24 protein-coding genes and 1 tRNA gene are annotated in these 26,089 nt (G+C 42.1%); 19 read left to right on the top strand and 6 right to left on the bottom strand.

Translation table 11 applies throughout. From position 1 onward, the window contains the following. Positions 1-12: 12 nt before the first annotated feature. From gyrA to dnaA, 6 genes are all read right to left on the bottom strand, one after another. Complete coding sequence (gyrA, locus tag AC6UDB_RS05055) at positions 13-2,454, bottom strand: DNA gyrase subunit A (protein ID WP_500699763.1); 2,442 nt, start codon at positions 2,452-2,454, stop codon at positions 13-15. 123 nt (positions 2,455-2,577) lie between these two features. After that, positions 2,578-4,527, bottom strand: coding sequence for a DNA topoisomerase (ATP-hydrolyzing) subunit B (gene gyrB, locus AC6UDB_RS05060; RefSeq protein WP_500694202.1), 1,950 nt, complete (start codon positions 4,525-4,527; stop codon positions 2,578-2,580). A 21-nt stretch (positions 4,528-4,548) separates the two neighbouring features. After that, the gene (recF, locus tag AC6UDB_RS05065) at positions 4,549-5,664 is read right to left on the bottom strand and encodes a DNA replication/repair protein RecF (protein ID WP_500709318.1); all 1,116 of its coding nucleotides are present in this window, start codon (positions 5,662-5,664) and stop codon (positions 4,549-4,551) included. 8 nt (positions 5,665-5,672) lie between these two features. Beyond that, on the bottom strand, positions 5,673-5,891 hold the full coding sequence (gene yaaA, locus AC6UDB_RS05070; protein WP_500694205.1) for a S4 domain-containing protein YaaA: 219 nt from the start codon (positions 5,889-5,891) through the stop codon (positions 5,673-5,675). Positions 5,892-6,153: 262 nt separating this feature from the next. Next, positions 6,154-7,293: a DNA polymerase III subunit beta gene (gene dnaN / locus AC6UDB_RS05075; RefSeq protein WP_500709320.1), complete on the bottom strand. Its 1,140-nt coding sequence runs from the start codon at positions 7,291-7,293 to the stop codon at positions 6,154-6,156. Between the two features lie 216 nt (positions 7,294-7,509). After that, a complete protein-coding gene (dnaA, locus tag AC6UDB_RS05080) occupies positions 7,510-8,850 on the bottom strand; it encodes a chromosomal replication initiator protein DnaA (RefSeq protein ID WP_500701431.1) in 1,341 nt (446 codons plus the stop codon). Positions 8,851-9,332: 482 nt separating this feature from the next. Here dnaA and rpmH point away from each other — a divergent pair, with 482 nt between their 5' ends. The 19 genes from rpmH to AC6UDB_RS05175 all read left to right on the top strand — a co-directional run bounded on the left by rpmH (position 9,333) and on the right by AC6UDB_RS05175 (position 25,956). After that, entirely contained in the window at positions 9,333-9,467 is a 135-nt protein-coding gene (gene rpmH, locus AC6UDB_RS05085) for a 50S ribosomal protein L34 (RefSeq protein WP_500694208.1), read from the top strand. Between the two features lie 58 nt (positions 9,468-9,525). Then, complete coding sequence (rnpA, locus tag AC6UDB_RS05090; RefSeq protein WP_500695946.1) at positions 9,526-9,882, top strand: ribonuclease P protein component; 357 nt, start codon at positions 9,526-9,528, stop codon at positions 9,880-9,882. Between the two features lie 2 nt (positions 9,883-9,884). After that, entirely contained in the window at positions 9,885-10,721 is an 837-nt protein-coding gene (locus tag AC6UDB_RS05095; RefSeq protein ID WP_500696254.1) for a YidC/Oxa1 family membrane protein insertase, read from the top strand. A 146-nt stretch (positions 10,722-10,867) separates the two neighbouring features. Beyond that, positions 10,868-11,587, top strand: a complete 720-nt coding sequence (jag, locus tag AC6UDB_RS05100) for an RNA-binding cell elongation regulator Jag/EloR (RefSeq protein WP_500694211.1) — start codon at positions 10,868-10,870, stop codon at positions 11,585-11,587. Between the two features lie 146 nt (positions 11,588-11,733). Further along, positions 11,734-13,131, top strand: a complete 1,398-nt coding sequence (gene mnmE, locus AC6UDB_RS05105; protein ID WP_500709321.1) for a tRNA uridine-5-carboxymethylaminomethyl(34) synthesis GTPase MnmE — start codon at positions 11,734-11,736, stop codon at positions 13,129-13,131. A 26-nt stretch (positions 13,132-13,157) separates the two neighbouring features. Then, positions 13,158-15,086, top strand: coding sequence for a tRNA uridine-5-carboxymethylaminomethyl(34) synthesis enzyme MnmG (gene mnmG, locus AC6UDB_RS05110; RefSeq protein ID WP_500709323.1), 1,929 nt, complete (start codon positions 13,158-13,160; stop codon positions 15,084-15,086). Positions 15,087-15,238: 152 nt separating this feature from the next. Continuing rightward, positions 15,239-16,123, top strand: coding sequence for an ROK family protein (locus tag AC6UDB_RS05115; protein WP_500694214.1), 885 nt, complete (start codon positions 15,239-15,241; stop codon positions 16,121-16,123). A gap of 91 nt (positions 16,124-16,214) precedes the next feature. Continuing rightward, complete coding sequence (locus tag AC6UDB_RS05120; protein ID WP_500707526.1) at positions 16,215-16,373, top strand: hypothetical protein; 159 nt, start codon at positions 16,215-16,217, stop codon at positions 16,371-16,373. A 134-nt stretch (positions 16,374-16,507) separates the two neighbouring features. Then, on the top strand, positions 16,508-18,142 hold the full coding sequence (gene rbsK, locus AC6UDB_RS05125; protein ID WP_500709324.1) for a ribokinase: 1,635 nt from the start codon (positions 16,508-16,510) through the stop codon (positions 18,140-18,142). A 98-nt stretch (positions 18,143-18,240) separates the two neighbouring features. After that, positions 18,241-18,858: an NADPH-dependent FMN reductase gene (locus tag AC6UDB_RS05130; RefSeq protein WP_500709325.1), complete on the top strand. Its 618-nt coding sequence runs from the start codon at positions 18,241-18,243 to the stop codon at positions 18,856-18,858. 117 nt (positions 18,859-18,975) lie between these two features. Further along, complete coding sequence (locus AC6UDB_RS05135; protein WP_500709326.1) at positions 18,976-19,545, top strand: LOG family protein; 570 nt, start codon at positions 18,976-18,978, stop codon at positions 19,543-19,545. A 139-nt stretch (positions 19,546-19,684) separates the two neighbouring features. Then, entirely contained in the window at positions 19,685-19,831 is a 147-nt protein-coding gene (locus tag AC6UDB_RS05140; RefSeq protein WP_500699711.1) for a hypothetical protein, read from the top strand. A 547-nt stretch (positions 19,832-20,378) separates the two neighbouring features. Further along, positions 20,379-21,317, top strand: coding sequence for a phosphate/phosphite/phosphonate ABC transporter substrate-binding protein (locus AC6UDB_RS05145; RefSeq protein WP_500709327.1), 939 nt, complete (start codon positions 20,379-20,381; stop codon positions 21,315-21,317). Between the two features lie 9 nt (positions 21,318-21,326). Further along, positions 21,327-22,091: a phosphonate ABC transporter ATP-binding protein gene (phnC, locus tag AC6UDB_RS05150; RefSeq protein WP_500709390.1), complete on the top strand. Its 765-nt coding sequence runs from the start codon at positions 21,327-21,329 to the stop codon at positions 22,089-22,091. Further along, a complete protein-coding gene (gene phnE, locus AC6UDB_RS05155; RefSeq protein WP_500709328.1) occupies positions 22,091-22,885 on the top strand; it encodes a phosphonate ABC transporter, permease protein PhnE in 795 nt (264 codons plus the stop codon). The genes phnC and phnE (AC6UDB_RS05155) overlap by 1 nt, the downstream gene beginning before the upstream one ends. Then, positions 22,882-23,688, top strand: a complete 807-nt coding sequence (phnE, locus tag AC6UDB_RS05160) for a phosphonate ABC transporter, permease protein PhnE (RefSeq protein WP_500709329.1) — start codon at positions 22,882-22,884, stop codon at positions 23,686-23,688. The genes phnE (AC6UDB_RS05155) and phnE (AC6UDB_RS05160) overlap by 4 nt, the downstream gene beginning before the upstream one ends. Before the next feature lie 109 nt (positions 23,689-23,797). Continuing rightward, a complete protein-coding gene (locus AC6UDB_RS05165; RefSeq protein WP_500709330.1) occupies positions 23,798-24,295 on the top strand; it encodes a hypothetical protein in 498 nt (165 codons plus the stop codon). A 160-nt stretch (positions 24,296-24,455) separates the two neighbouring features. Beyond that, positions 24,456-25,784, top strand: coding sequence for a D-alanyl-D-alanine carboxypeptidase family protein (locus AC6UDB_RS05170; protein WP_500709331.1), 1,329 nt, complete (start codon positions 24,456-24,458; stop codon positions 25,782-25,784). Positions 25,785-25,882: 98 nt separating this feature from the next. Beyond that, positions 25,883-25,956: transfer RNA gene (locus AC6UDB_RS05175), tRNA-Lys, on the top strand. Positions 25,957-26,089: the final 133 nt, after the last annotated feature.

Here is a 26,089-nt window from a genome sequence, read left to right on the forward strand (position 1 = left end):
TATTTTAAAGCATTATTCTTCGGATTGATCAGTAGATGAAGCTGGTTCATTGACCTTTGATTCGTTTTCTTCATCCTTTGCAACGACTGCCATCGTAGCAACCTTAGCATTATCGTCGACTCGGATTAAATGAACTCCAAGGGTGGCACGGCCGGTTTCAGAAACGTTGGAAACGGCAAACCGAATCATAACACCCATGTTAGTGATTAACATGATGTCTTCATCACCAGTCACGGTACTTAATCCCACTAGGGGACCATTTTTCTTAGTAACGTTTGACGTCTTGATTCCTTTACCACCGCGACCCTTGATCGGGTAGTCGGAAGCTTTCGTGCGTTTCCCATATCCATTTTCAGAAATGACAAACACGTCACTGTCAGGTGTCAAGATGGCCGCTCCAACCACATAGTCATTTGGTCTGAGTCGAACTCCTCTCACTCCTGAAGCCGAACGTCCCATAGAGCGAACGTCATCAGCTCTAAAGCTAACGGCGTATCCCAAATGAGTTCCAATGATCATGTTGTCGCCGTTATCCACGATGGATACGCCAATCACTTCATCATTATCGTGTAAGTGAATGGCCTTTAAACCATTCTTTCGAATGTTCAAGAAGTCAGAGACTGGGGTTCGTTTAACCGTTCCCAGTTTCGTTGTAAAGAACAGGTACTTGTCCTCGTCATTATGCTGGGACGAAATACTGATAACCGTTTGAATCTTCTCATTTTGACCCAAGTTTAAGAGGTTAACAATTGGAATTCCCTTCGCGGATCGTCCGTACTCTGGGACTTCGTAAGCTTTCATACTATAAACTTTGCCAGCGTTCGTGAAGAACAAGAGTCGATCATGGGTTGCCGTTGACAGGAGATGTTCAATGAAATCGTCCTTATTGACACCCATTCCTTGAATTCCACGACCTCCACGATTTTGGGCCTTGAACTCGTCGGTTGGTAGTCGTTTAATGTAACCGTTGTGGGTCAAAGTAATTACGACGTTTTCCTCTTCAATTAAATCTTCGTCCTCAATACTGGTAATTTCACCAACCAGTAATTCGGTCCGCCGTTTGTCACCAAACTTCTTCTGAATCTCAAGGAGTTCATCGTAAATAATGCCGTTGATCCGATCTCGACTGTTTAAAATGTCTTTGTAATCTTTAATGTTAGCCAGTAATTTATTATGCTCGTCGGTAATCTTGCCACGTTCCAGTCCGGTTAATCGAACCAGCCGCATGTCTAAGATGGCCTGCGCTTGCTTGTCGTCTAAATCAAAATTGCTAATCAGTTCGTTTTTGGCGATATCGCCAGTCGCGGAATTACGAATAATCTTGATGACGGCGTCAATGTTGTCAAGAGCAACCAGTAACCCTTCCAGAATGTGAGCTCGAGCCTGAGCCTTACGTAAGTCAAACTTCGTTCTTCTGGTAATAACTTCCACCTGATACTCCAGGTAGTACTGCAGAATTTGTTTCAGACTCAAGACTTTCGGCGCACCATCAACGATGGCTAGCATGTTGAAACTAAAGGAGGTTTGCATCAGGGTTAACTTGTACAAATTGTTCAAGATAACTTCAGCTGAAGCATCCCGTTTGACATCAATCACAACCCGCATCCCGTCCTTATCGGACTCATCGTTAATGGCGGTAATACCTTCAATTCGTTTGTCCCTTACTAGTTCAGCAATCCGTTCGATTAACTTAGCCTTGTTGACCATGTACGGCAATTCAGTCGCAATAATGCGCTGTTTGCCGTTTTTTTGTTCCTCAATGTCAACCTTAGCCCGAACAATGATACTACCACGACCCGTTTCGTAGGCTCTTCTGATTCCAGATTTACCCATGACCACTCCCCCAGTAGGGAAGTCAGGTCCGGGCAGAGCTTCCATCAGATCATTGGTGGTAGCGTCTGGATTTCTCATCAAAATGTGAATTGCACTAATTACTTCGCTTAAATTGTGAGGTGGAATGTTAGTGGCCATTCCAACCGCAATCCCAGAAGCTCCATTTAAAAGGAGGTTCGGAATTCTAGCCGGTAAGACCACTGGTTCACGTTCGGTGCCATCGTAGTTGGGCTGAAAATCAACGGTGTCCTTGTTGATGTCTCGCAACATTTCCATCGCAATCTTGGAGAGTCGTACCTCGGTGTAACGCATGGCAGCGGCACCATCACCATCGACGGAACCAAAGTTTCCGTGTCCGTCAACTAACATGTAACGATAACTAAATTCCTGAGCCATTCGAACCATGGCCTCATACACGGAACTGTCACCGTGAGGATGAAACTTTCCTAGAACATCCCCAACAATTCGCGCGGATTTCTTGTAAGGCTTATCCGGTGTAACTCCTAGTTCGTGCATATCGTACAGGATTCGACGATGAACCGGTTTTAAGCCGTCACGAACGTCAGGAAGCGCACGGGACACAATCACACTCATTGCATAATCCAAGAATGATGATCTCATCTTCTTCGATAATTCAATGTTTTGAACTCGACTTGGTTTATTATTTTCTTCATTTACCAAGAGATTTTGCCTCCATTCCTTGTTAAATCAGTCAATTAACCTAATTGTTTCACGTGAAACAATTTATACATCCAGGTTTTCAACAAAGGTTGCGTTGTCTTCAATAAACTTCCGTCTTGGAGCTACCTTTTCACCCATTAACATGGTGAAGGCTTCTTGAGCAGCCGAAGCATCATCAGAAGTAACCCTTAGTAAACGACGATGATCTGGATTCATGGTGGTGTCCCACAACTGTGAGGCATCCATTTCGCCTAAACCTTTGTATCGTTGAATTTGTGGTTTTGGTGAAGCAGGTAGTTGAGCTAACAACTCCTGAAGTTCCTCATCAGAATCAACGTATCGCTGGAACTTATTTCCTTGACGAACTCGGTACAACGGTGGCTGGGCAATGTAGACGTATCCAGCATCAATCATTGGACGCATGTAGTTATAAATTAAGGTTAGAAGCAAAATCTGAATGTGGGCCCCATCAACATCGGCATCGGTCATGATGATTAACTTGTGGTAGTTAACCTTACTAATGTCGAAGTCGCTGCCAAAGCCAGTCCCCATCGCGGTAAACAAAGAACGAATTTCCTCGTTAGCCAGAATTTTTTCCATCGTGGCCTTTTCAACGTTTAAAATCTTGCCACGAATTGGCAGGATGGCCTGCGTCAGTCTAGAACGACCCTGTTTAGCAGAACCACCAGCCGAATCACCTTCGACGATAAACAATTCGGAGACTTTCGGGTCCTTACTGGTGTTGTTAGCCAACTTCCCGGGTAAACTGTTGATTTCAAGTCCGCTTCGTTTTCTGGTTACTTCACGAGCTCTTTTCGCTGCGGCTCGCGCTTTAGAGGCCACGGAACCCTTTTCAACAATCTGTTCGGCAATCTGCGGATGTTCCATCATGAACTTGGAAAATTCCTGACCGAAAATGTGGTTCGTAGCGGTTCTCGCATCAGAGTTACCAAGTTTGGTCTTGGTCTGACCCTCAAATTGAGGATCGGGATGCTTAACCGAAACGACCGCGGTCATTCCTTCTCGAACATCGTCACCAGAAAGGTTTGGCTCGCTATCCTTAATTAAATTGTTATTTCTCCCGTAGTTATTGATAATTCGGGTTAAAGCCTGCTTGAACCCTTCTTCGTGGGTTCCACCCTCATAGGTATTGATGTTATTAGTAAACGTCAAAAGGGTGCTGTGATAATCATTAGTGTACTGAATTGAAACTTCGACCGTGATGCCATTTTCCTGACCCTCAATGTAGATGGGATCCTTGAAGATTGGAGTGCGACCCCGATCGAGGAATTCGACGTAGTGCCGAATTCCACCTTCGTAGAAGAAATCGTGTTCCACGGGTTTTTCGGGGCGATCATCTCTAATTGTGATTCTTAACCCCTTGTTTAAAAAGGCCAGTTCTCTGACACGCGTGGTCAAAGTCTTCATGTTAAAGGTCGTGGTCTCGGTAAAGATGTCTGGATCGGGAACAAAGTGAACCTTAGTTCCGTGAGCATCCCTGGGTGCGTCCCCAATGACTTTCATTGGCGTCTTGACGTGACCCCTTTCAAAGTCCATGTAGTACCGCTTGCCACCTTTAGTAACAACAACGTCTAGTTCCTTTGACAAGGCGTTTACCACTGAGGCTCCAACTCCGTGAAGTCCACCGGACACTTTGTATCCGCCACCGCCGAATTTACCACCAGCGTGAAGGATGGTGAAGACGGTCTCTAGTGCCGATTTACCGGTATCTTTTTGGGTATCCACGGGAATCCCACGACCATTATCAACGACCGTAATACTGTTATCCTTTTCCACGGTAACGTTGATTTCGTCAGCAAAACCCGCCAACGCTTCGTCAATTCCGTTATCGATAATTTCCCAAACTAAGTGATGGAGTCCCTGTTCGTTAGTGGCTCCAATGTACATTCCGGGACGCTTTCTGACCGCTTCTAGTCCCTTTAGGACTTGGATTTGACTAGCGTCATACTCCCCGGCCCGTTCTCTTTTTGCTTCTTTTTCTTGATCAGTCACTACAATTCCTCCTCAACTACGTTACTCGGATACAATGACTCCCTTTTCAATGTGAAAAGTCTTGGGATTGTTGATTAAATCAGATGCGACCCCACTCATACTTGTGGTGGTTAGAAAGGTTTGAACCCGATCCTGAATGGCAGTCAGCAAGTGGGTCTGCCGACTTTCATCAAGTTCAGACAAAACATCATCAAGTAGTAAAACCGGGTATTCACCAGTTTCTTCTTTCATTAAATCGATCTCGGCCAACTTCGTGGATAACGCCGCCGTTCGCTGTTGACCCTGTGAACCAAATATAGAGACATCCTTACCGTTAACCATGAAGTGTAAATCGTCACGATGCGGCCCAAAGATCGTCGTTCCTTGCCTCACTTCTTTATCTCGATTGGCCTTAAATTTAGCCAGCAGACTCTGATAGATTCGTTCCACCGACGTTAAATCGGTCTTTTTTAGCGCAGTGACGTATTTAAATCGCAACGTTTCCTTTTGCTGTGAAATTTCGTAATGGATGGCCGAAGACCATTTCTGTAATTTGGCAATCAGTTGGATGCGTTGAAAAATAATCTCGGCCGCATACGCTGAAAGCTGGTCTGACAATACATCCAGGTAGACCAGATCACTCTGTTTGTGAAGTAATAGTTCACGTAAATAAGCGTTTCGTTGTTTCAAAATTCGACGGTACTGGGTCATGTTGTATAGGTAACGATTACTCATCTGGCCAAACTCCATGTCCATAAAGTGCCTTCTAATCTGAGGAGAACCCTTTACAATCGACAAATCTTCGGGAGCAAACAAAATCACGTTCAGCTGCCCGACGTAAGACGATAGCTTGGGCTGCTCAATGTGATTGACCTTGGCTCGCTTGCCATTTTTACCAAAATCAAGCTCTAGTTCAGTGGTAGTATGGTTCTTTTTAACTCGACCCCACAATTGCGCATGGTGTTCTTCCCAATTAATCAAATCACGATTGGTAGTGGTCCGATGACTTTTGGTAAGTGCGAGCGCGTAAATTGCTTCAAGTAGATTGGTTTTGCCCTGGGCGTTTTGTCCAAGTAACACGTTCACTCCATCTGAGAAATGAACGTCAGCATCTTTATAATTACGAAAATTGCGTAATTTCAATTCTTCTAGCTGCATGCTTAACCCTACTTTGTCTTAATAAAAAACATCCCTACGTCTGGAATTGAGACCGTATCACCCTGGTAGAGTTTCTTGCCACGTCGATTCTCAGGCTCATCGTTTAGATACACCATATTTTCCTTTAGGTACCACTTCGCTTTGCCACCTGATTCAACAATGTTCTCTTCTTTTAAGAGTTGCCCTAAAGTTATGTACGGAGTCGTTATGAAAATGTCTTTTTTCATGAATTCACCCACTTTCAATCTATTTCTATTATACGCTAAAATTTGGTAAAAGTACATAAATCGGGCGATTTTATGCGTTTTATGCGCGTGTACGCATTTCTAGACAAAAATGCCTCAAATGATCTAAAAAGCTCATATTCGTAAATAAATGGAAATATGAGCTTTTTTAATATTTTGAGGTCTTTGGTAAATATAATTTGGTTTCATTTTAAAGACATAAAAAAACGACCTCAAAATGAAGGTCGTTGATAATCATTCTTAATTAAAAGGTTCGAACTGGGGTAATCAATTGGATGAAATCTTCTTTATTTTCGGTTGGAACCAGCGTGAACGGACGAAGAGCTGAAGTAAACGCAATCTCAATGTCAGTTTGCCCAAAAACTCTGAGAGCTTCCTTCATGTAATCGGGGTTAAACGAAATTTCAAGGTCATCGCCCTCTGAAGTCTTTGGCTTTAAATCCTCTTCAACGGTTCCAACGTCAGGAGAATTCCCCGAAATGGTAACAACCTGGTCGGTTGGTTTAATCGTCAACTTAATGACGTTATTTCGTGATTCATGTGACAACAGCGAAGCCCGCTCGATTGCGGCGAGCAAGTCACCGGCCGCAAACTCCATCTTGGTACTTGAGGTCTTTGGAATCAGACGCGAAGTATCCGGATAATTGCCCTCAAGTAAACGTGAGTAGAACCGGGTGTCACCGAGGGTAAAGAGAACCTGATTCTCTGACAGGTTCATCTGGATGTTTTGATCGATTCCATCAAGCATGTGTGAGAGTTCTTTTAAACTGTCACCTGGGATGACCACGTCAAACTTACCGTCGTCATCAGCTGGAAGACTAACTCTTCGTTGGCTTAAACGGTGACTGTCGGTTGCAACCGCAAGCAACTTATTGTTAGCAAGCGTGAAGTGCACCCCAGTCAAGATTGGCCGACTTTCCTGTTTTGAAACCGCAATGACCGTCTGTCCGATAACCTGTCTGAAAATATCAGCCGCTAAATCAACCGTATTGTCGGAATCAATTTCAGGTAGATGTGGGTAACCGTTCGCATCAAGACCGTTGATCGTAAATTCTGAGTTACCTGACTTAATCGTGGTCTGAAAGTTGTCACCAACTTCTAATGACATGGTTTTATCGGGTAACTTTTTAACGATCTCACTAAAAAAACGGGCTGGTAAGACGATGCTACCAGTTGAGTTAATCGTGAGTTCATTATCTGGATTAGAAGCTTGAATGCTAGTTTGAATTGAAACGTCAGCGTTACTACCAGTTAGTAGAATGTCACTTTCTGATACGTCTAATTTTAAACCCGTCAAAATTGGAATGGTCGTTTTTGATGAGATTGCTCTTGATACGGTATTTAGTGCTTTGATGAAAGCATTACGGTTAATTACGAATTTCATTGCCAAATTTCCCCCTCAAAATGTGGTGCATGTTTATTTACTTAATTAAAAAGATAAAAAACAGTAGAAGCAGTAGGCACTGTTAATACTGTGGATAACTCAATGATTAGTTACGGAATAAAAGTTATCAACTGTGGATAACTTTGTGGGTAAATCAACGGTTAAATTCCCGTTTATCCACACCCGTTATTATAACATTTTTAAACCGAGCAACGCTTAGTGCTGGAGTTCCGTCTTGATGTCTGAGATTTGCTTACTCAGATCAGAGTCATTTGCGGCCATTTTACTAATCTTGTCGTAGGCGTGAATGACGGTAGTGTGATCCTTACCACCAAATTCGTCGCCAATTTTTGGAAGCGAATTGTCGGTCATTTCACGTGACAGGTACATGGCAACCTGTCTAGGAACCACGATGGCCTTGACCCGTTTGGTGCCCTTAATTTCCTTTACACTAATGTGATAGTAAGAGGCGACTTTCGAGATAATGTCTGACACGGTCAGAGCCGAGCGCGCCTTGGCTAACTTCAGTGGCCTTAGGGCGTTTGCCACTAGTTCAGTATCAATGGGAGCGTTATTGAGTTTGGAAAAAGCCTGAACCCTTGATAACGCCCCCTCTAGTTCTCTGACGTTAGACTCAATTTGACTCGCAATGTAGCCTAATGCGTCCGCTGGAATGTTCATGTTGTCAGCTTTGGCCTTGGCCCTAAGGATAGCGGTTCGTGTCTCTAAATCGGGAGCGGTAATGTCAACGGACAGGCCCCACGCAAACCGTGATACCAACCGGTCTTTTAGTTTTGGCACTTCGTTTGGCAACCGGTCAGACGTTAGCACAATCTGCTTGTGATTGGAATATAACGCTTGAAAGGTGTTAAAAAACTCATCCTGAGTTCCTTCTTTATTACCAAAAAACTGGATGTCATCAACTAAGAGGACGTCGACGTTTCGGTAAACGTTTCTGAAATCATCCATCTTATTGTTTTGGATGGCACCGATAAAGTCGTTGGCGAATTTCTCACTTGTAACGTACATCACCCGCTGACTCGGGTCGTGTTTGATAATGTTGTTGCCAATCGCGTGCATCAAGTGGGTCTTACCTAAACCAACTCCACCATATAAGAAGAGTGGATTGTACAATTTTCCGGGTGATTCACTGACCGCTAGCGCTGCGGCCTGAGCCATCTTGTTACCCTGTCCAATCACGAAGGTTTCAAAGGTGTAATTGGGCTCCAAGTGCGTGTCGGTGTAACTATATGACTTTTCGTTCTCGTCTTCCGGTGTAGGAGCTGGGGTTTGCTTCTTTTTTAATTCTTCTTCTAGAACAAATTTTGGTGAAATGTTCTTGTAAGTAATGGCATAAGCGTACTCAACCAGCTGACTTTTAAGCATTTTCTCCCAGTAGTCACGGTGAAGCGAGGATGGTAATTCGAGTGTTAGGGTATCGCCATCATATGAGATTGGGTTCACGGTGGCGATCCATGTATCATATGTCGTTCCCTCAAATTTCGGATCCGCTTTAAATTTACTTTTAATTTTGTTCCATAATTCGTTTTGATCCATTGAGAGTGACTCCTTGTGTTTAAATTATGAATGTATAATATCATTTTTAAAAAAAGTTTTCCACAGAAAAAACAGGGTGTGGACAAATGTTTCACACCCTGTTTACTGTTTATCCACAGTATTGTTAATAAATATCAAAATCACGCGAATATTTTAGGTAATTAACACGAAAATGTGGACAACTAATTATTAATGTGACGGGGATGTCAGCATGATTATTGATTTTATCCACAGATTGTGGTTAACGTTGTTAACATGCTGTGTTTTTGTTTAAAAACGTGTTGAATTCGTGTTAATTACGGGATGAGTTATCCACAATAATCCACAAGTAAATTTTATGAAACTTTTTTGAATCGAACGGAGTGTTACCTATGAATTTAAAATCTCTATTTGAAGATTGGTCGATTTGTGATACTATAAGTTAGAAAAGCTATTGAATAAACAATTTAATATAGGCGATTAATTAGTAAGGAGGGTTAGTAATGAAAAGAACTTACCAACCAAAGAAACGTCGTAGAAACCGCGTTCACGGATTTAGAAAACGGATGAGCACTGGTAAAGGTCGCAAAGTGTTAGCACATCGACGTCAAAAAGGTAGAAAAGTATTATCGGCATAGGCCACTGACCATTCAGTGGTCTTTTTCATTATTTTTTGAAAATACTTGGAGATTATTCATGAGAAAATCGTACCGTGTCAAAAAAGAAGCTGACTTTCAAAAGGTTTTCGAAAAACATGATTCGGTTGCTAATCGACAGTTTGTCGTGTATCAACTGGAAAAGCCGGGACAAAAACATTTCCGCATCGGGATTTCCGTTGGAAAGAAGATTGGAAATGCCGTGCATCGCAACTGGGTTAAACGTAGAATTCGCCAGTCGATCACCGAATTAAAGCCAGACCTAAAAACGGACGTTGATTTTTTAATCATTGCAAGACCGAGAGCGGATGCGATGTCACAAAAAGACGTTAAGGCAAGTCTAATTCATGTTTTAAAGTTAGCTCATTTACTAGATTCTGATTATAGCGAGGAATAAAATTGAAAAAACTTAAACGAATCGCTACTACACTTGCGATTGCCAGTATTGGTCTGGTGCTCACGGCATGTAGTAACGCCCCAATTACTAGTCATAGTAAAGGAATTTGGGATGGCTTAGTTGTCTTGAATTTCTCAAGAGTGATTATTTGGTTATCAAAGTTCTTTGGCGATAACTATGGAATTGGAATTATCCTCTTCACCATTCTGGTTAGAATTATTCTTCTTCCGTTAATGATGTATCAGACCAAGAGTATGAAGAAGACCCAGGAAATTCAGCCCCAATTGAAGGCCCTGCAAAAGAAGTACTCCAGTAAAGATTCAGAGACCATGGAAAAACTGCAGACTGAGCAGCAGAAGCTCTACAAGGAAGCAGGAATTAATCCATGGGCCGGCTGTTTGCCAATGGTAGTCCAGTTGCCAGTGATCTTCGCCTTGTATCAAGCCATCTGGCGAACTCATATCCTTCGAACTGGTCACTTCTTGTGGTTACAGCTGGGAACTCCAGATCCGTACTACATCCTGCCAGTTTTGGCCGCCGTGTTCACGTTCCTTAGTTCGTGGCTGTCAATGAAAGGTCAACCCGAATCAAACGGAATGACCACGATGATGACGATTGGGATGCCAATCATTATCTTCTTCACCGCGTTAAACGTGCCATCAGCTTTGTCATTATACTGGGTGGTAACCAACGCGTTCCAAGTAGTTCAAACGTTATTGATTCAGAACCCTTGGAAGATTAATCGTGAACGTGAAGAAAAAGAACGTGAAAAGCGTCAACACGATCGCGCCGTGAAAAAGGCCATTCGAAAGGCCAAGCAGAGTAAACATCACAAATAGATTACTAAACAAAAAGCAGACGTTGGTCTGCTTTTTTTATTTTTGTGACAAATGTAATATTACATCTCTAAAATCCTATTCCAACAGCTATTTAATTTGTGCTAAGATTAATAGCGTTAGACGTTTACAAAAATAGGAGAACAATAATGACGAAATACACCGGAGCCACCATCGAAGAAGCCGTTAAAAATGGCTTAAAATCACTTGATACTAATCGAAATAATGTTGAAATTAAAGTTATTAAAACCGCAAGTAAGGGATTTTTCGGACTTTTTAAACATCCCGCAGAAGTTGAAATGGAATTGAAATCATCTGCTCCAGACCCAAAACCAGCAGGTGGCAAGTTAAAAATTAAAAGAGAAGCGAGCACGGCGGTTGCTAATCCGGTTCAAACAGAGGATCGTCACGCTAGAAACGTTGAAGCTATTAGTGGACTAATTAAATATTTACAGGCAATTACTGATCAGATGGGGATTGAGGCCGAACTAAGTTATGAGATGCCCAACAATCGGCACGTGATCATTAATTTTGATACGCCCAAAGAGGGACTTTTGATTGGCAAACACGGTCGGACCATCAACGCTCTCCAGGAGTTAAGTGGAATTTATCTAAATAACATGGGGATTAGCTACCTTGAAGTCGAGCTGGATACGGCTAATTATCGTAGTCGTCGCCTTCAGATCCTTACTAGTCTAGCTGAGCGAACCGCCAGAGAGGTCGCTGCCACCGGCAAGCCGGTCTATCTGGACCCGATGCCATCTTTTGAGCGCAAACAGATTCACGTGACGCTGGAAGATAACCCCTACGTGATGACGTATTCGGCAGGACGGGAACCCCATCGTTCAATCGTGGTAGCTCCACGGTAAAATGATTGACAAAATAAAACTTTCGTCCTATTATATGTAAGATTGTAAATTCGAATAGGTAAAGTAGTGAAAGTACTTTATCCACGCAACGGGCGTGGCTTAAGTACTTTTTTTATGCGATTAAAAATGAGAAAGGAGTTTTCAAAATGGCACTGATAACGACTGATTACGATACCATTGCGGCAATTTCGACCCCACCTGGTGAAGGTGGCATTTCGATTGTCCGGGTTAGTGGATCGAATGCAATGAAAGTGGCTGAAAAGATTTATCGGGGCAAGAACCTCGAAAAGGTGGCATCGAACACGATTAACTATGGTCACATTGTTGATCCGTCCGATCACAACAGTGAAGTTGATGAAGTGATGGTCTCGGTCATGAGAGCACCCAAGACGTATACCAAGGAAGATATTATTGAGATTAACTGTCACGGTGGAATTGTGGCAACCAACAAGATTTTGCAGTTGGCTTTAAGTAACGGTGCCAGAATGGCGGAGCCGGGTGAATTCACTAAGCGGGCCTTTTTAAACGGACGTCTGGACCTTTCACAATCGGAAGCCGTGATGGATCTGATTGAGGCCAAGACTGACGAATCGATGAAAGCGGCTTTAAATCAGCTCGATGGGAACCTTTCTCATTTAATTAAGCACCTGCGTCAAGACATCTTAGACGTGCTGGCTCAGGTCGAAGTCAATATTGACTACCCTGAGTACGATGACGTGGAGACGATGACGTCGAAGCTTTTAATGGATAAGTCCAAGGAACTAAAGGCGCAGATTGATCAATTGCTAAAAACGGCTAAACAGGGAAAAGTCTTACGAGACGGTTTAAACACCGCCATCATTGGACGGCCCAACGTGGGTAAGTCGAGTTTATTGAACCGTCTCTTACACGAAGAAAAGGCGATTGTAACCGACGTGCCGGGAACCACTCGGGATGTTTTAGACGAATACGTGAACGTTTCGGGAGTGCCACTGCACCTAGTGGATACCGCTGGGATTCGTGATACTAACGATAAAGTTGAAAAAATTGGAGTCGATCGTTCTAGAAAAGCGATTGAGCAGGCTGACCTAGTTTTATTAGTGTTAAACGCTAGTGAGCCGCTAACCGATGAAGATCGTGAACTCTTGGATTTAACGCAACACAGTAAACGAATTATTTTATTGAATAAAACTGATTTACCAGAAAAAATTGATGTTGATGAGTTAAAGAACCGCTATCATGCTGATAACGTGATTAAGACCCAAGCCGTAAAGGATAACGGAACCAAATCCTTAGAGGATACGATTTCGAAGATGTTCTTTACTGGTGGCATTAAGAGTTCTCAAAACGACGTTATGGTCACCAATGCCAGGCATATTAGTCTCTTACAACAGGCCAGTGATTCCCTTCAGTCCGTTGAAAATGGGTTAAATAACGGGATGCCCGTTGATTTAGTTCAAATTGACATGACGAACGCTTGGGATTTACTGGGTGAAATTACTGGTGATAGTTACGATAGCGAATTGTTGGATCAATTATTTAGTCAGTTCTGTTTGGGTAAATAAGACTTTGACTCAATGGAGGTTTTTAAATGAATAAAATGATACAGCAAGAAGTGAAGCAGACCTACAATGGTGGCGATTACGACGTCATTGTCGTTGGAGCTGGCCACGCTGGCTGTGAAGCCGCACTAGCCGCTGCCCGCATGGGTCAAAAAACACTGCTTGTGACAATTAATCTTGATATGGTGGCGTTTATGCCATGTAATCCGTCGGTTGGTGGCCCCGCTAAGGGAACGGTCGTAAGAGAAATCGACGCCCTTGGTGGTGAGATGGGGAAAAACATCGACAAGACCTACATTCAGATGCGGATGTTAAACACCGGGAAAGGTCCCGCCGTCAGAGCTTTACGGGCGCAAGCTGATAAGCACGCCTACCACCATGAAATGAAAAACACCCTGGAAAAAGAGCCCAATTTGACGCTCCGCCAGGGAATCGTAGAACGTCTGATCGTGAAAGACGGTCAGGTTGAGGGTGTGGTTACCAATACGGGTGCCAAATATCACTCCAAAGCCGTGGTCATCTGTGCTGGTACGGCCGCTCGTGGTAAGATCATTATTGGTGAACTGATGTATTCATCGGGCCCAAACAACTCAATTCCAGCCATTCATCTTTCAGAAAACCTGGAAGATTTGGGCTTTGAACTAAAACGATTTAAGACGGGAACGCCACCGCGTGTCAACGGTGAGACCATTCACTACGATGAAGCGGAGGAGCAACCGGGCGACGAAACGCCCCATCATTTCAGTTACACCACTCCGTATGCCGATTATTTACCGGTTTCAAAGCAAATTTCGTGCTGGTTGACGTACACTAATGAAGAAACCCATCAGATTATCAAGGATAATTTGGATCGCGCTCCGATGTTTACTGGGGTCATCGAGGGGGTCGGTCCCCGTTACTGTCCATCAATTGAGGACAAGGTCGTTCGGTTTGCGGACAAAAAGCGCCACCAGGTCTTCTTGGAACCAGAAGGACGCCACAACGAAGAGTGGTACGTCGATGGGATGTCGACCTCCCTTCCAGAAGAGGTTCAACAACAGATGTTACATTCTGTGAAGGGCCTTGAAGACGCGAAGATGATGCGTCCCGGTTATGCGATTGAGTATGACATTATCTCACCATATCAATTGAAGCCGACGCTTGAAACCAAGAAAGTCAGCGGATTATTTAGCGCGGGTCAAACCAACGGAACCTCGGGATACGAAGAGGCCGCGGGACAAGGCTTGATCGCTGGAATTAACGCTGCCCTTAAGATTCAAGGGAAAGACCCGTTGATTTTGCAGCGGGACCAAGGATACATTGGCGTCTTGATCGATGACCTGGTTACGAAGGGAACTAACGAACCGTACCGTCTCCTGACGAGTCGGGCTGAATATCGACTCCTGCTTAGAAACGACAATGCTGACATGCGGCTGACACCAATTGGTCACCAGTTGGGTCTGATTTCAGACGAACGTTATGACAAGTTTGTTGAAAAACGTAATGCCGTTGAGGATGAAATCAAGCGTTTGAACACCGTACGGATTAAACCAAGTGAAAAGGTCAACCAGTTCGTTGAAACTCAGGGTGATAAACCGTTAAAAGACGGCATCATCGCAGCCCAGTTCTTACGTCGGCCGTATGTAAATTACGAAAAGTTACTTGATTTTATTCCCGCTCCAGCAAAAAAACTGGATCCAGAAGTGGTGGAACAGGTCGAAATTAGAACGAAGTACGCTGGCTACATCAAAAAAGAAGAAGATAAGGTCGCCCGCATGAAGAAGATGGAATCCAAAAAGATTCCCGATCACATTGATTACTCCGTAATTGATGGGATCGCGACTGAGGGTCGCCAAAAATTGGAGAAAATCCAACCCGAGACAATTGCTCAGGCCGCCCGAATCAGTGGGGTTAATCCATCTGACATTGCCATTCTTTCCGTGTATATTCAGCAGGGAAAAATTGCGAAGAAAAAATAAGATCAAGCTGGACTACGTGAATAGTCCGGCTTTTTGTTATTTCTAAGTTAAGTTTTTAACAATTTTTGTGGTAAACTATTGCAATCAATATGTAAGCGCTTTATACTATTAACAATAAACGATACAAAAAAATGGCAAAGGGGATCATTTTTATGCGATATGGAAGTATTGAAGCAGGTGGAACAAAGTTCGTTTGTGCGGTTGGTGATGACGATTTCAATATTGTTGATAGTGTTCACATTCCAACTACGACACCAGAAGAGACGTTAGCAAAGGTCGTTGAGTACTTTAAGAAGTTTGATCACATTGATGCATTTGGGATTGCATCATTTGGACCAATCGACGTTCGAAAAGACTCTGACAAATACGGTTGGATTATTAAGACCCCTAAAAAGGGTTGGAGTAACGTCAACTTTGTTGGAACCATGAAACGTGAATTTGGGGTTCCGATTTACTGGACGACCGACGTTAACGGTTCAGCTTACGGTGAATACATCAAACGTAAACAGGCTAATAAAAATATTGAAGCCGTTAGTTACATTACTGATGGAACTGGGATTGGTGCTGGAACCGTTATCAAAGATGAATTCTTAGGGGTTCGTGGAACTCCTGAATTTGGTCACATTCGAGTTAAGAGACACCAAGATGACATGAACTTTCCTGGGATTTGTCCTTATCATGGTGACTGTCTTGAAGGGGTTGCTTCTGGTCCTACTTTTGAAGCTCGAAACAACATTAAAGGTCAAGATACCCCGCCAGATGATCCAGTTTGGAACATCATTGCGTACTACATTGCCCAAGGGGTTATCAGTTTAACGGTTAACTTCCGTCCCGACCAAATTGTGCTTGGTGGAGGTGTATGTACTCCTCAATTTGTGCAAAAGGTTAGAGACCAATTCAATCTGTTGTTTGATAACTATCTTGACGTTGGTCCACTTGATGAATACATTAGTCGTCCAGTCGTACCACACAACGGTTCCGCTACTTTTGGTGATTTCGTATTAGCTAAAAAGGCTTTGGACGAATCAAAGAAATAATTAATTAAATTGTTTAAAGGGATGTCTGTGGGTGTCTCTTTTTTTGTGTAAATTGACATTTATGGTACCTTAAAAATAAGGAGGATTAATCATGATGTTTATTAGTAGGTCACAAATTAGTTTTAGAGTAGATGCTGAAACAAAAAAACAATTTGATGCTCCAATTGAACGTTTAACTAAAGCAATTAAAAGTAATGATTATAAGAAGTTTGATAATCCTGGTGAAGGGTTGAAGTGGCTAAATGAGTGAAAATTCATATGTTTATAAACTTGCTATTGAAAACAAGTTTAAAAAACATCATTTTAGCTAAATCTATATACAACTATTTCCCGCAATGATATGATATACATAATGAAAGCGGTTGCAAATAGGGAGGCAGTAAAATGAGTAAAAAAGTTGTTGTGATTGGGTCTACCAACGTTGATAAAGTTCTAAACGTTGACAAATATGCGTTACCTGGTGAAACCCTGGCGGTGAAGAATCACCAAGAATCTCATGGTGGCGGAAAGGGTGCTAATCAGGCAATTGCTGCGGCAAGATCTGGTGCCGATACGACTTTTATCACTAAACTAGGTGATGATGAAGACGCTAAGTTCATGATTGAAGGATTTAAAAAGGACGGGATGAACCTTGATTCCGTGATTACTACGAAGGAGCAACAAACTGGGCAGGCCTACATTACCGTTGATAGTACTGGTCAAAACTCGATCTATGTCTATGGTGGAGCCAACATGGCCATGACACCAGAAGACGTTGACCAACACGAAGATGCCATTAAGAATGCGGACCGTGCGATTGCACAACTAGAAATTCCAGTACCAACGATTATCGAAGCATTTAAGATTGCGAAGAAAAATGAGGTTCAGACCATTTTGAACCCAGCACCAGCCAAGAAGTTACCAGAAGAATTACTTCAATTGACTGACATTATTACCCCTAACGAAACGGAAGCAGAGGCCCTCACTGGGATTAAGGTGATTGACGATGATTCCATGATGAAGAACGCGGAGTACTTCTTTAAACTAGGCATTAGAATGGTGATCATCACCGTTGGGGACAAGGGTTCATTCTATGCTACTCCAGCAAGTCATGCCTTCATTCCAGCCTTTAAGGTCAAAGCTGTTGACACAACCGCTGCTGGTGATACTTTCATCGGAGCCTTGGCATCACGTTTGGATTTAAACAGTGCTAACATCAAGGATGCGATGTTGTACGCTAACCACGCCTCATCACTGACGGTTCAAGTGGCTGGAGCACAGAACTCCATTCCTTATGAAAAAGACGTCTTGGATGTCATCAGCAAGACTTCCAAGACTAAAGAAGTGATCGAAAAAGAGAAGAAACAAGCTGCTGAATACGCCGCTGCTCGAGTTCCAAATCACATTGTGTTAGGACTTGGATCTGGTAGTACGGCTGCCTACTTCGTCAAAGCCATTAACGAACGAATCAAAAAAGAAGGCTTAGACGTTCAATGCGTCGCCACTTCAGTTGGCACCGAGAAATTAGCCGAAAGTCTTGGCATGCCGATGCTTGACGTTAATACCATTGATCGGGTGGATTTGACGGTTGATGGCGCCGACGCCGTTGACGACAAGCTCAACGGAATCAAGGGTGGCGGAGCTGCCTTACTCTTTGAGAAGTTGGTCGCAACCATGTCAGACAAAAACGTTTGGATCGTTGATTCGACCAAGTATCACAAGACCTTAGCTGGGCAGAAGTTGCCAGTTGAAGTCATTCCGTTCGGTGGAATGGGTGTCTTCCGATACTTAAATGAAGCCGGATACAAACCAGAGTTCCGCTTCAGAGATGACGGTGATATTCTTCAAACTGACTCAGGAAACTACCTAATCGACATTACAATTCCAGAAGATGCTGACTTACAAAAGTTAGCTCACAACTTGAAGAACTACACCGGAGTTGTTGAACACGGTCTGTTCTTAAATATTTGTGATCAGTTAATTATCGGTGGCGATAAGGTTAAGGTAATTGATCGTCCGAAAGAAGAAGCTAAGAAATAGTTGATAAGTAAATTTCCGGATTAGCGATAAAGCTGGTTCGGTTTTTTATTTTGATTTTAAAGGTATAATGATTAGAAAATGGGTTGAGGTGATGTTTAATGACAATTAACGTTATTTTGAGTAGTTCAAGAAAGGCCAGTCTGGGACGTCGGATCTTTAAGTACTTATGTAATCGACAGGGTGATTTTGAGCGGGTTAATGATGCTGATTTCAATTTTATTAGTTTGGCGGACTACGATTTGCCGTTTTTTTATGAAGATGTTGCGCCAATGGACAACCCAAACCGGATTTTAAAACCTAATGAACAAAAATGGGTGGATGACATGAAGAAAGCGGATGGTTATCTCTTTTTGGTCCCCGAGTATAATCATTCGTTTCCAGCCGTCCTAAAGAATGCGCTCGACTTCTTGGCGTTTGAAGCCAAGGGCAAACCGGCCAAGATTATTACTTATTCTAATAATTCACGAGGTGGTCAATCTTCCTATCCGGCCTTATTACCGACGCTTGGACAACTAGGCTTGTTTACCCTGCCAAAGCCAACTTTAATTCGAAAGGTCGATAAAAATTTTGCTGACGATGGGAGCTTTTTAAAAGACGCTCCCGGTAAAACCGTGGACATAAAGAAATTAAATCGGGCTTTTACTGAAATCGCGTTTTACAGTCAGTTATTTAAGGACCATCCCTTTAAATATGATGCCAGTATTTATGATAAATAAACAAAGTTAAGATAGTTTCACATGAAACAATTTGTCAAAGCACCTGTCACTACTGGCTTGAAGTGACGTGGTACACTTATTAATATAAAAATAAATTGAAATGAGGAAAATAAAAATATGAAAGCAGTTGCAGTATTTTGTGGTGCGGCTCCTGGTAATGATCCAGCATATCAAGAAGCCACCAAAAAATTAGCAAAATGGTTGGTTAACCATGACTTAGCGTTAGTTTATGGTGGTGGCGGTGTTGGTCTCATGGGATTGCTTGCCAAGACAGTTTTAAAACTTGGTGGAGTAGTTCACGGCATCATGCCAAAAGAGTTAGTTGACCGTGGTGCCAGCATGGACGGCCTTACTAGTTTAGATGTAGTTCCCAACATGGATATTCGCAAACAAAAAATGTTGACTCAATCGGATGGTTGTATCGCACTTCCAGGTGGTCCTGGGACTCTAGAAGAGATTTCTGAAGCTTTTTCATGGGCTCGAGTTGGCGACAATGATGATCCATGTGTGTTGTATAACGTTCAGGGATACTACGATCCGCTTAAACAAATGTTTGATGAAATGACCGAAAAGGAATTTTTGACGGTGGAAGATCGCAAAAAGTTACTTTTTTCGGATTCGTTGTCTGAAATCTATGAATTTATGACCACATACACAGCACCAAAGATTAGAACCTACACAAAATAAGATACGAAAAAACATCTTCACTTTTTTGGAAGTGGGGATGTTTTTTGAGTTTTATTCAATTATTAATAATAAATAATGTGTATATCATGTTTTCATTGTTTACATAATGCCTTAATATTGATCTAAGGGGGATGTAATTATGGTAAGGAAAAGAAAAGCTAGAAGCAATGTACGCGATGATAAAGATACTTTAGCAAATATTCAAGCTAGAAATGATGCTCTTAACGGCAAAACTAATAAAATTGGAAATATTGATGATTTTGATAAGTGGGCAGACAACTTGTGATGAAGAGGTGAGTCGCTTGAATACAGAAGAAAGTAGGTTACTGGGATTGTACCACTAGCAATAGTGGTTCTTATTATCTCGTGTGCGACCATTAATTGTGCTAAGGCATACGCGATAATAAAAAAGCTAACCGCAAAGATTAGCTTTTTACCCAAATAACACATAAATCTGCGCGGGAAGAGATGGTAACGACATCTCTTCCTTTTTTATTACTCTTCAATTCTATTTCTAATTTATAAATCTGTCAATTATTTTATTATTTGGCATGAAATCATCATCAAAATAGTTTCACGTGAAACAGAAAATAATTTTATCTACCAAAATTTTCTTAAGGACAACTCGTACTTATTGGTGTTGTCCTTTTTGTTTGCTCTAATTACACTGATTATTAATATTCGTTAATTAATTAATATATTGGAAAACAAAGAATATATTGAGTGTGTATTTAAATAAAATACGAACAATTAAAAGATATTTATTGAAAATTGTATGTATCATGATATGATTAATTTGTCTGGTACAACAATTTTTTTGGGAGGGACTCGTAATGAAACTCAAGCAAGCTTTGAAATGGATCACAGCAGGTGCTGCCATTACATTTTTGTCGGTTGGATTAGTTGGATGTGGGAAACAGTCTAGTAACTACAAACCAAAGAAATTGACGGTTGGTTTTACGCCGTCAGTGAACGCTGGGCAGGCCAATGCAGAAGCCAAGCCACTCGCCAAACAGTTAGAAAAACAGCTTCATATCCCGGTTACGGTCAAGGTTTCAACTGACGGGAATTCACTTATTCAGGCCATGGGTTCAAAGACATTAGATGTTTCTGAAATGAATCCTGGGGACTTTGTCTTAGCGCAAAAGAATTACAAGGTGGTTCCCCTCGTTCAAGCGACGCGCCAAGCACGCGATCCCAAGACTTTGCAACTCACTAATAAGTCATCAGATCACTTTTATTCCACAATTGTTGTCAGAAAAGATAGTGGTATCAACAACATCAACGATTTAAAGGGCAAAAAGATTGCCACTGGTACCACGAATTCAACGGCGGGTTATATTTACCCGGTCGTTGAGCTTATGAAGCACGGAATTAATATTAACAAGGATGGCATCAAGACCGACGTTATTAATGGTTACGATCAGGCCGTGCTGTCCGTTTTAAACAAAAATAACGATGCCGCCTTTACTTTCCAAGGAGCTCAAACCTTAGTCTCAAATGATAATCCGAACGTTATGAAGGATACCAAGGTCATTTACACGACTAAGGCCATTCCAAATGACGTGGTTGCTTGTCGAAGTGATATGTCGAAATCATGGCAGAAGAAGATTGCCAAAGCCTACGAGAACATGGCAAAGACCAAAGAGGGTCACGACGTTATCTTCAAGATTTATCAAGAAGAGGGATACGTTCCGTACAAGAAGTCAGAATTTAAGCAACTTCATTCGTACATGGACCAAGCTAACAAGATTAGTAAAACCAAAGAATAGGCGAGAGGGATTAAATTGAGCGATTCGGATATTTTACAAGTTAATCATGTTACCAAAACTTATCCTAGTGGTATTAAAGGATTAGATGATATTAGTTTTAACGTCAAACGCGGTGAATTCATCGCTGTCGTTGGACTTTCAGGTGCGGGGAAAAGCACCCTGTTTCGTTCCCTTAATCGGATGCAAGATATCAGTGACGGCAAGATTATCATCAACGGGACTGATATTTCTAAATTGAAGGGGAAAGCGCTCCGCCACTTTCGCCGAAAAATTGGGATGATTTTTCAGAGCTTCAACCTCGTGAACCGACTTACGGTTCAAAAAAACGTCTTAAGTGGAAGGGTCGGCTACTATCCAATCTGGAAGACACTCCTTGGTTTGTACACTAAAGAAGACAAAGAGAAAGCGGTTCGATCACTGGACCACGTTAACATGCTCAAAAAATTATACGATCGGGCGGACTCACTTTCTGGAGGACAGATGCAGCGGGTCGCCATCGCACGAACGATGATGCAAGAACCTGATTTGGTTCTGGCTGATGAACCCGTTGCTTCCCTCGATCCCAAGACCAGTCACGGAGTTATGCAGGATTTGAAGAATTTAAACGTCAAGGATCACGATACTGTTCTGGTGAACCTCCATTCAGTTGAACTAGCACTTGAATTTGCGGACCGAATTGTTGGAATTCGGGATGGAAAATTGGTATTCGACAAGCCAGCGGCTGATTCTACTCCAGAAGATTTGAAGGCGATTTACGAAGGAGGCAATAGCTAATGCACACTAGCGACATGCCGAAGATGTCCTTTGTCAAAAAGTATCACGTTAAGGGCATCATTGTAATTGCCATTTTGATCGTTTTGTTTATTTACTCCATGAAAATTTGTGGGGTTGATCCCAGCTTGTTTATCTCGAACATCGCCCAGTTTTGGGTTCTGATTGGTCAAATGAGTAACCCGGATTGGTCGTACTTTAGTTTTATCTGGGACCCACTGGTTCAGACCGTTCAGATGGCAATCCTTGGAACCACGATTGGAACCGTCTTTGCGATTCCTGCCGCGTTTCTGGCTGCGCGGAACCTTGACCACAGTAAGGTTATTCACGGCACATCTCGGTTCGTACTGGACATCGTCAGAACGTTACCATCACTGCTACTGGCAGCTATCTTAGTTGCCATTTTTGGGATTGGTCCAACGACTGGAACGATTACCCTTGCCATCTTCTCGTTTGGGATGATTTCTAAACTGTTCTATGAAGTACTAGAGACGGTCGACATGGGGCCGGCTGAAGCCATGAAAGCTTCTGGTGCCAGCATCCTTCAAATTATTCGTTTGGCCATTATTCCCCAGATTGCGGGTCAGTTTTGTAGTTTCTTTCTGTACACGTTGGAAGTTAACGTTCGTTCTTCAACCGTCTTAGGATACGTTGGTGCTGGAGGACTTGGGCTGTACCTTCAACAAACCATCGATGAATTCAACTACTCCGAGACGGCGGTTGTAATTCTTGCAACCTTCGTAACGGTTCTGGTGATTGACATCCTTAGTAATTACTTGAGGAGGAAACTACAGTGACCATTCCAAAAATTAACGAAAAACAAAAACGATGGGATCGCTACAGCTGGATCATTTGGGCAATCGTCATTATTTTGATCTATGGCTGGTGTTTTTCAGACATGAAATTTAGTCAGATTCAGGAATCCGCTGGCACGGTCTCAAAGTCCATCTTCATGGGACTGATTCACCCCGATTGGTCCTATATCTACAATGGTAGTGGAGAAGACCTGATTTCCCAGCTGATTATGACGCTTGCCATTGCCTTTTTAGGAACCATCATTGCCGCTGTCATCAGTGTTCCGTTTGCGTTCTTCGCCGCTCGTAGTAAGAGTAGCAAATACAACGTAACGTCTAAGGTGGGAACCTTCCTTTTGACCGCCATTCGAGCTTTCCCCGAAATCGTTTTGGCCATTATGTTCATTAAAGCAGTGGGACCCGGTAGTTTTGCCGGAGTCATGGCGCTTGGAATTCATTCAATTGGTATGCTAGGGAAACTCTTTTCAGAATCCATTGAGGAAATGAATCACAGTTCGGAGTACTCCATCGTAGCTGCAGGTGGCAGTAAGCCCCAGGTCTTCGCACTATCAACGTGGCCGACCATCCTACCAGCTTTGATTTCGTACACATTGTACAGTTTTGAAATTTCAGTTCGTTCCGCTTCAATCCTTGGTTTAGTTGGTGCCGGCGGGATCGGGGCGCCAATGATTATGGCGTTGAACACTCGGAACTGGCCGAGAGTGGGAATCATCCTGTTTGGGATTGTCATCATGGTTATGGTGATTGATGGCTGTTCCGGATACATTAGAAGGAAATTAATTTAATTAATAGTGTAAAATACCAACTAATTCCAAATGGGAGTTAGTTGGTATTTTTTTCGTTTATAGTATAATTTACCTAAGTAACGAATTTAATTGAGAGAAGAGTGTCTACATGCGATTTCTTAAGTCATTAGGTAAGTTTATCTTGGCACCATTGCTTTCGGCTTTGATTGTTTTCGGTAGTTTTCCAGAATTGTTTGCGGTTATAAACATTAAGACTAGCCTCACCCTTAGTCCCGCCATGTTTTTGATTATTTTAATCTACGGAATGGTGGTGTTCACCGTGGTTTACGCTTTGTTTTATAACGTTCTGTTTAAAAAGGGTAAACCAAGTTCAACTAAATACAGTAAGTACGCATCAGTTGGGATGCTTATCATTAACCTGATTTATGTGGTTTCCGCGTTGCTGCTTGGTTTGATCATGATCGGAATGAAAATGCCACAGTTTATCGATCCAATTGTAAGTAGCATCACGATTATTGGTCTGCCGATTTTATTAATTCTGAACTTAATCGATTTCTTGTGTTATCCAACCAAGAAAACGTACGTAATTAATGGAATTTTCTTTGCGTTTGCCACCATCGTTTATGTGATGTTGTGGTGGAACTAATTATCAATATTGAATAACGAAATATTTTGATTGAGCTAATCAGTGATGATTGGCTTTTTATTTTTAATGGCATATTTTGATTATTTTATTAATTTAGTACAATAGACGTATAAGTGTTATCTACAAAAAATATCATTTAATAAAAAGAGGTCATTTAATTTTGAAAAGTAAAAAACATCAATTACTGGCGCTGGGTGTGATAATGTCCCTCGTGCTTTTAATCACGCCGCTCATCTTTAATCCCAGTACGGTCGATGCTAGTAACAAACAGCCGCCCATTTCACAGAATGAAATTAACATAAAGGCCAAAAGTGCCATTGCCGTTGATGCCACCAGCGGCCAGATCATTTATAGCAAAAACGCTAACCAAGAGTTGCCGATCGCATCCGTTAGTAAACTTATTACTACATATATTGTGTTAAACCAAATAAAAGCAAAAAAGATCTCGTGGGACAGCAAGGTCAAAATTAGCCCTGGGGTTGCTAATTTGAGTCAGAAACGTGATTTTACTAACGTTCCGTTGAAAGCTGGTCAATCGTACACGGTTAAACAACTGTACGACGCGAGTCTGGTTTGTTCTGCTAACGGTGCTGCCATGGCACTTGGCGAATATTTGGCAGGTCCTAACCACGACTTCGGTAAAATGATGAATCAAGAAGTCAAAAAATTGGGAATTAAGAACGGGCAATTCTATAACGCATGTGGATTGGCTAATCACGATTTAGGCGCGCTAAAGAATCCTAAATTAAGTGATGACGCTGAGAATACGATGTCAGCTAAGGAATTAGCTCAATTAGCACAGAAATTAATTACTCAATACCCGCAAATCTTAAAGACTACCTCAATGACCACGTTGGAATGGGATGGAAATACGCACAAGAACACTAACTTACTTCTGGGCCAAACTAATCCATTCAAGATTGATGGATTAAAGACGGGGACCAGTAATACCGCGGGTGAGAATTTTGTGGGAACTGGTACCAGCAACAACGACCGTGTGATTACCGTCGTTTTGGGAGCGCCCAAGGAACAGCGCTTCACCCAAACTCAATTAATGCTCAATCAAATCAGTCAGAGCCTGGAACCAATTACGATTGGTGACAACGTGATTAAAAATAAAACCGTCAACATTGTTAACGGACAAAATCCTAAAACTAAAATTGGCTTGACGGCACCTCAAACGTACTGGTTACCGCAGGGTGAAAAATTAAAGACAGACTTTGTCTCTACCAACCACTCTAGGGTTTTCAAAACGCCACTTGCTCCAATTACGAACGGCGAGAGGGTTGGAACGGTTAACATCCAGGCGTCTCAAAATGAATTAGACTTATTACCAAACAGTTCCATGAGTGTCCCCGTTGTTTACAAGTCAGCTAATCCAGTAAATGTGATGAAAATGATCATGGGCGCGATTGAATTACTGGTTATCCTTCTGTTGTTAATCTACTTAATTCTTCAAATCAGGAAGTTTAATCGACATCGTCACTAGTAATTAAAATTATGAAGTTTTCATTAATCGACCGCAAAAAGTGTTGTCGAACGCGCTAATATGCATTATACTGGTAAATGTAATTGAGTTTTGCTTGCGAGCGGCTAGCTCAACTTGTTAGAGCAACGAATTCTTTATTCGTGAGATTGAGGTTCAAGTCCTTGGCTGCTCATATAAATGTAAAATAAAATGATTGCCTGGTGGGGCAATCATTTTTTTATATTATGGTATTTTAACTAAGAAAATTAGTGAATTATTTTATATTCAAATTAAAGTGTTTTATGTTTTGTTATATTATTAATATG

The organism is Fructilactobacillus sp. X3R2C1 (assembly GCF_059901235.1).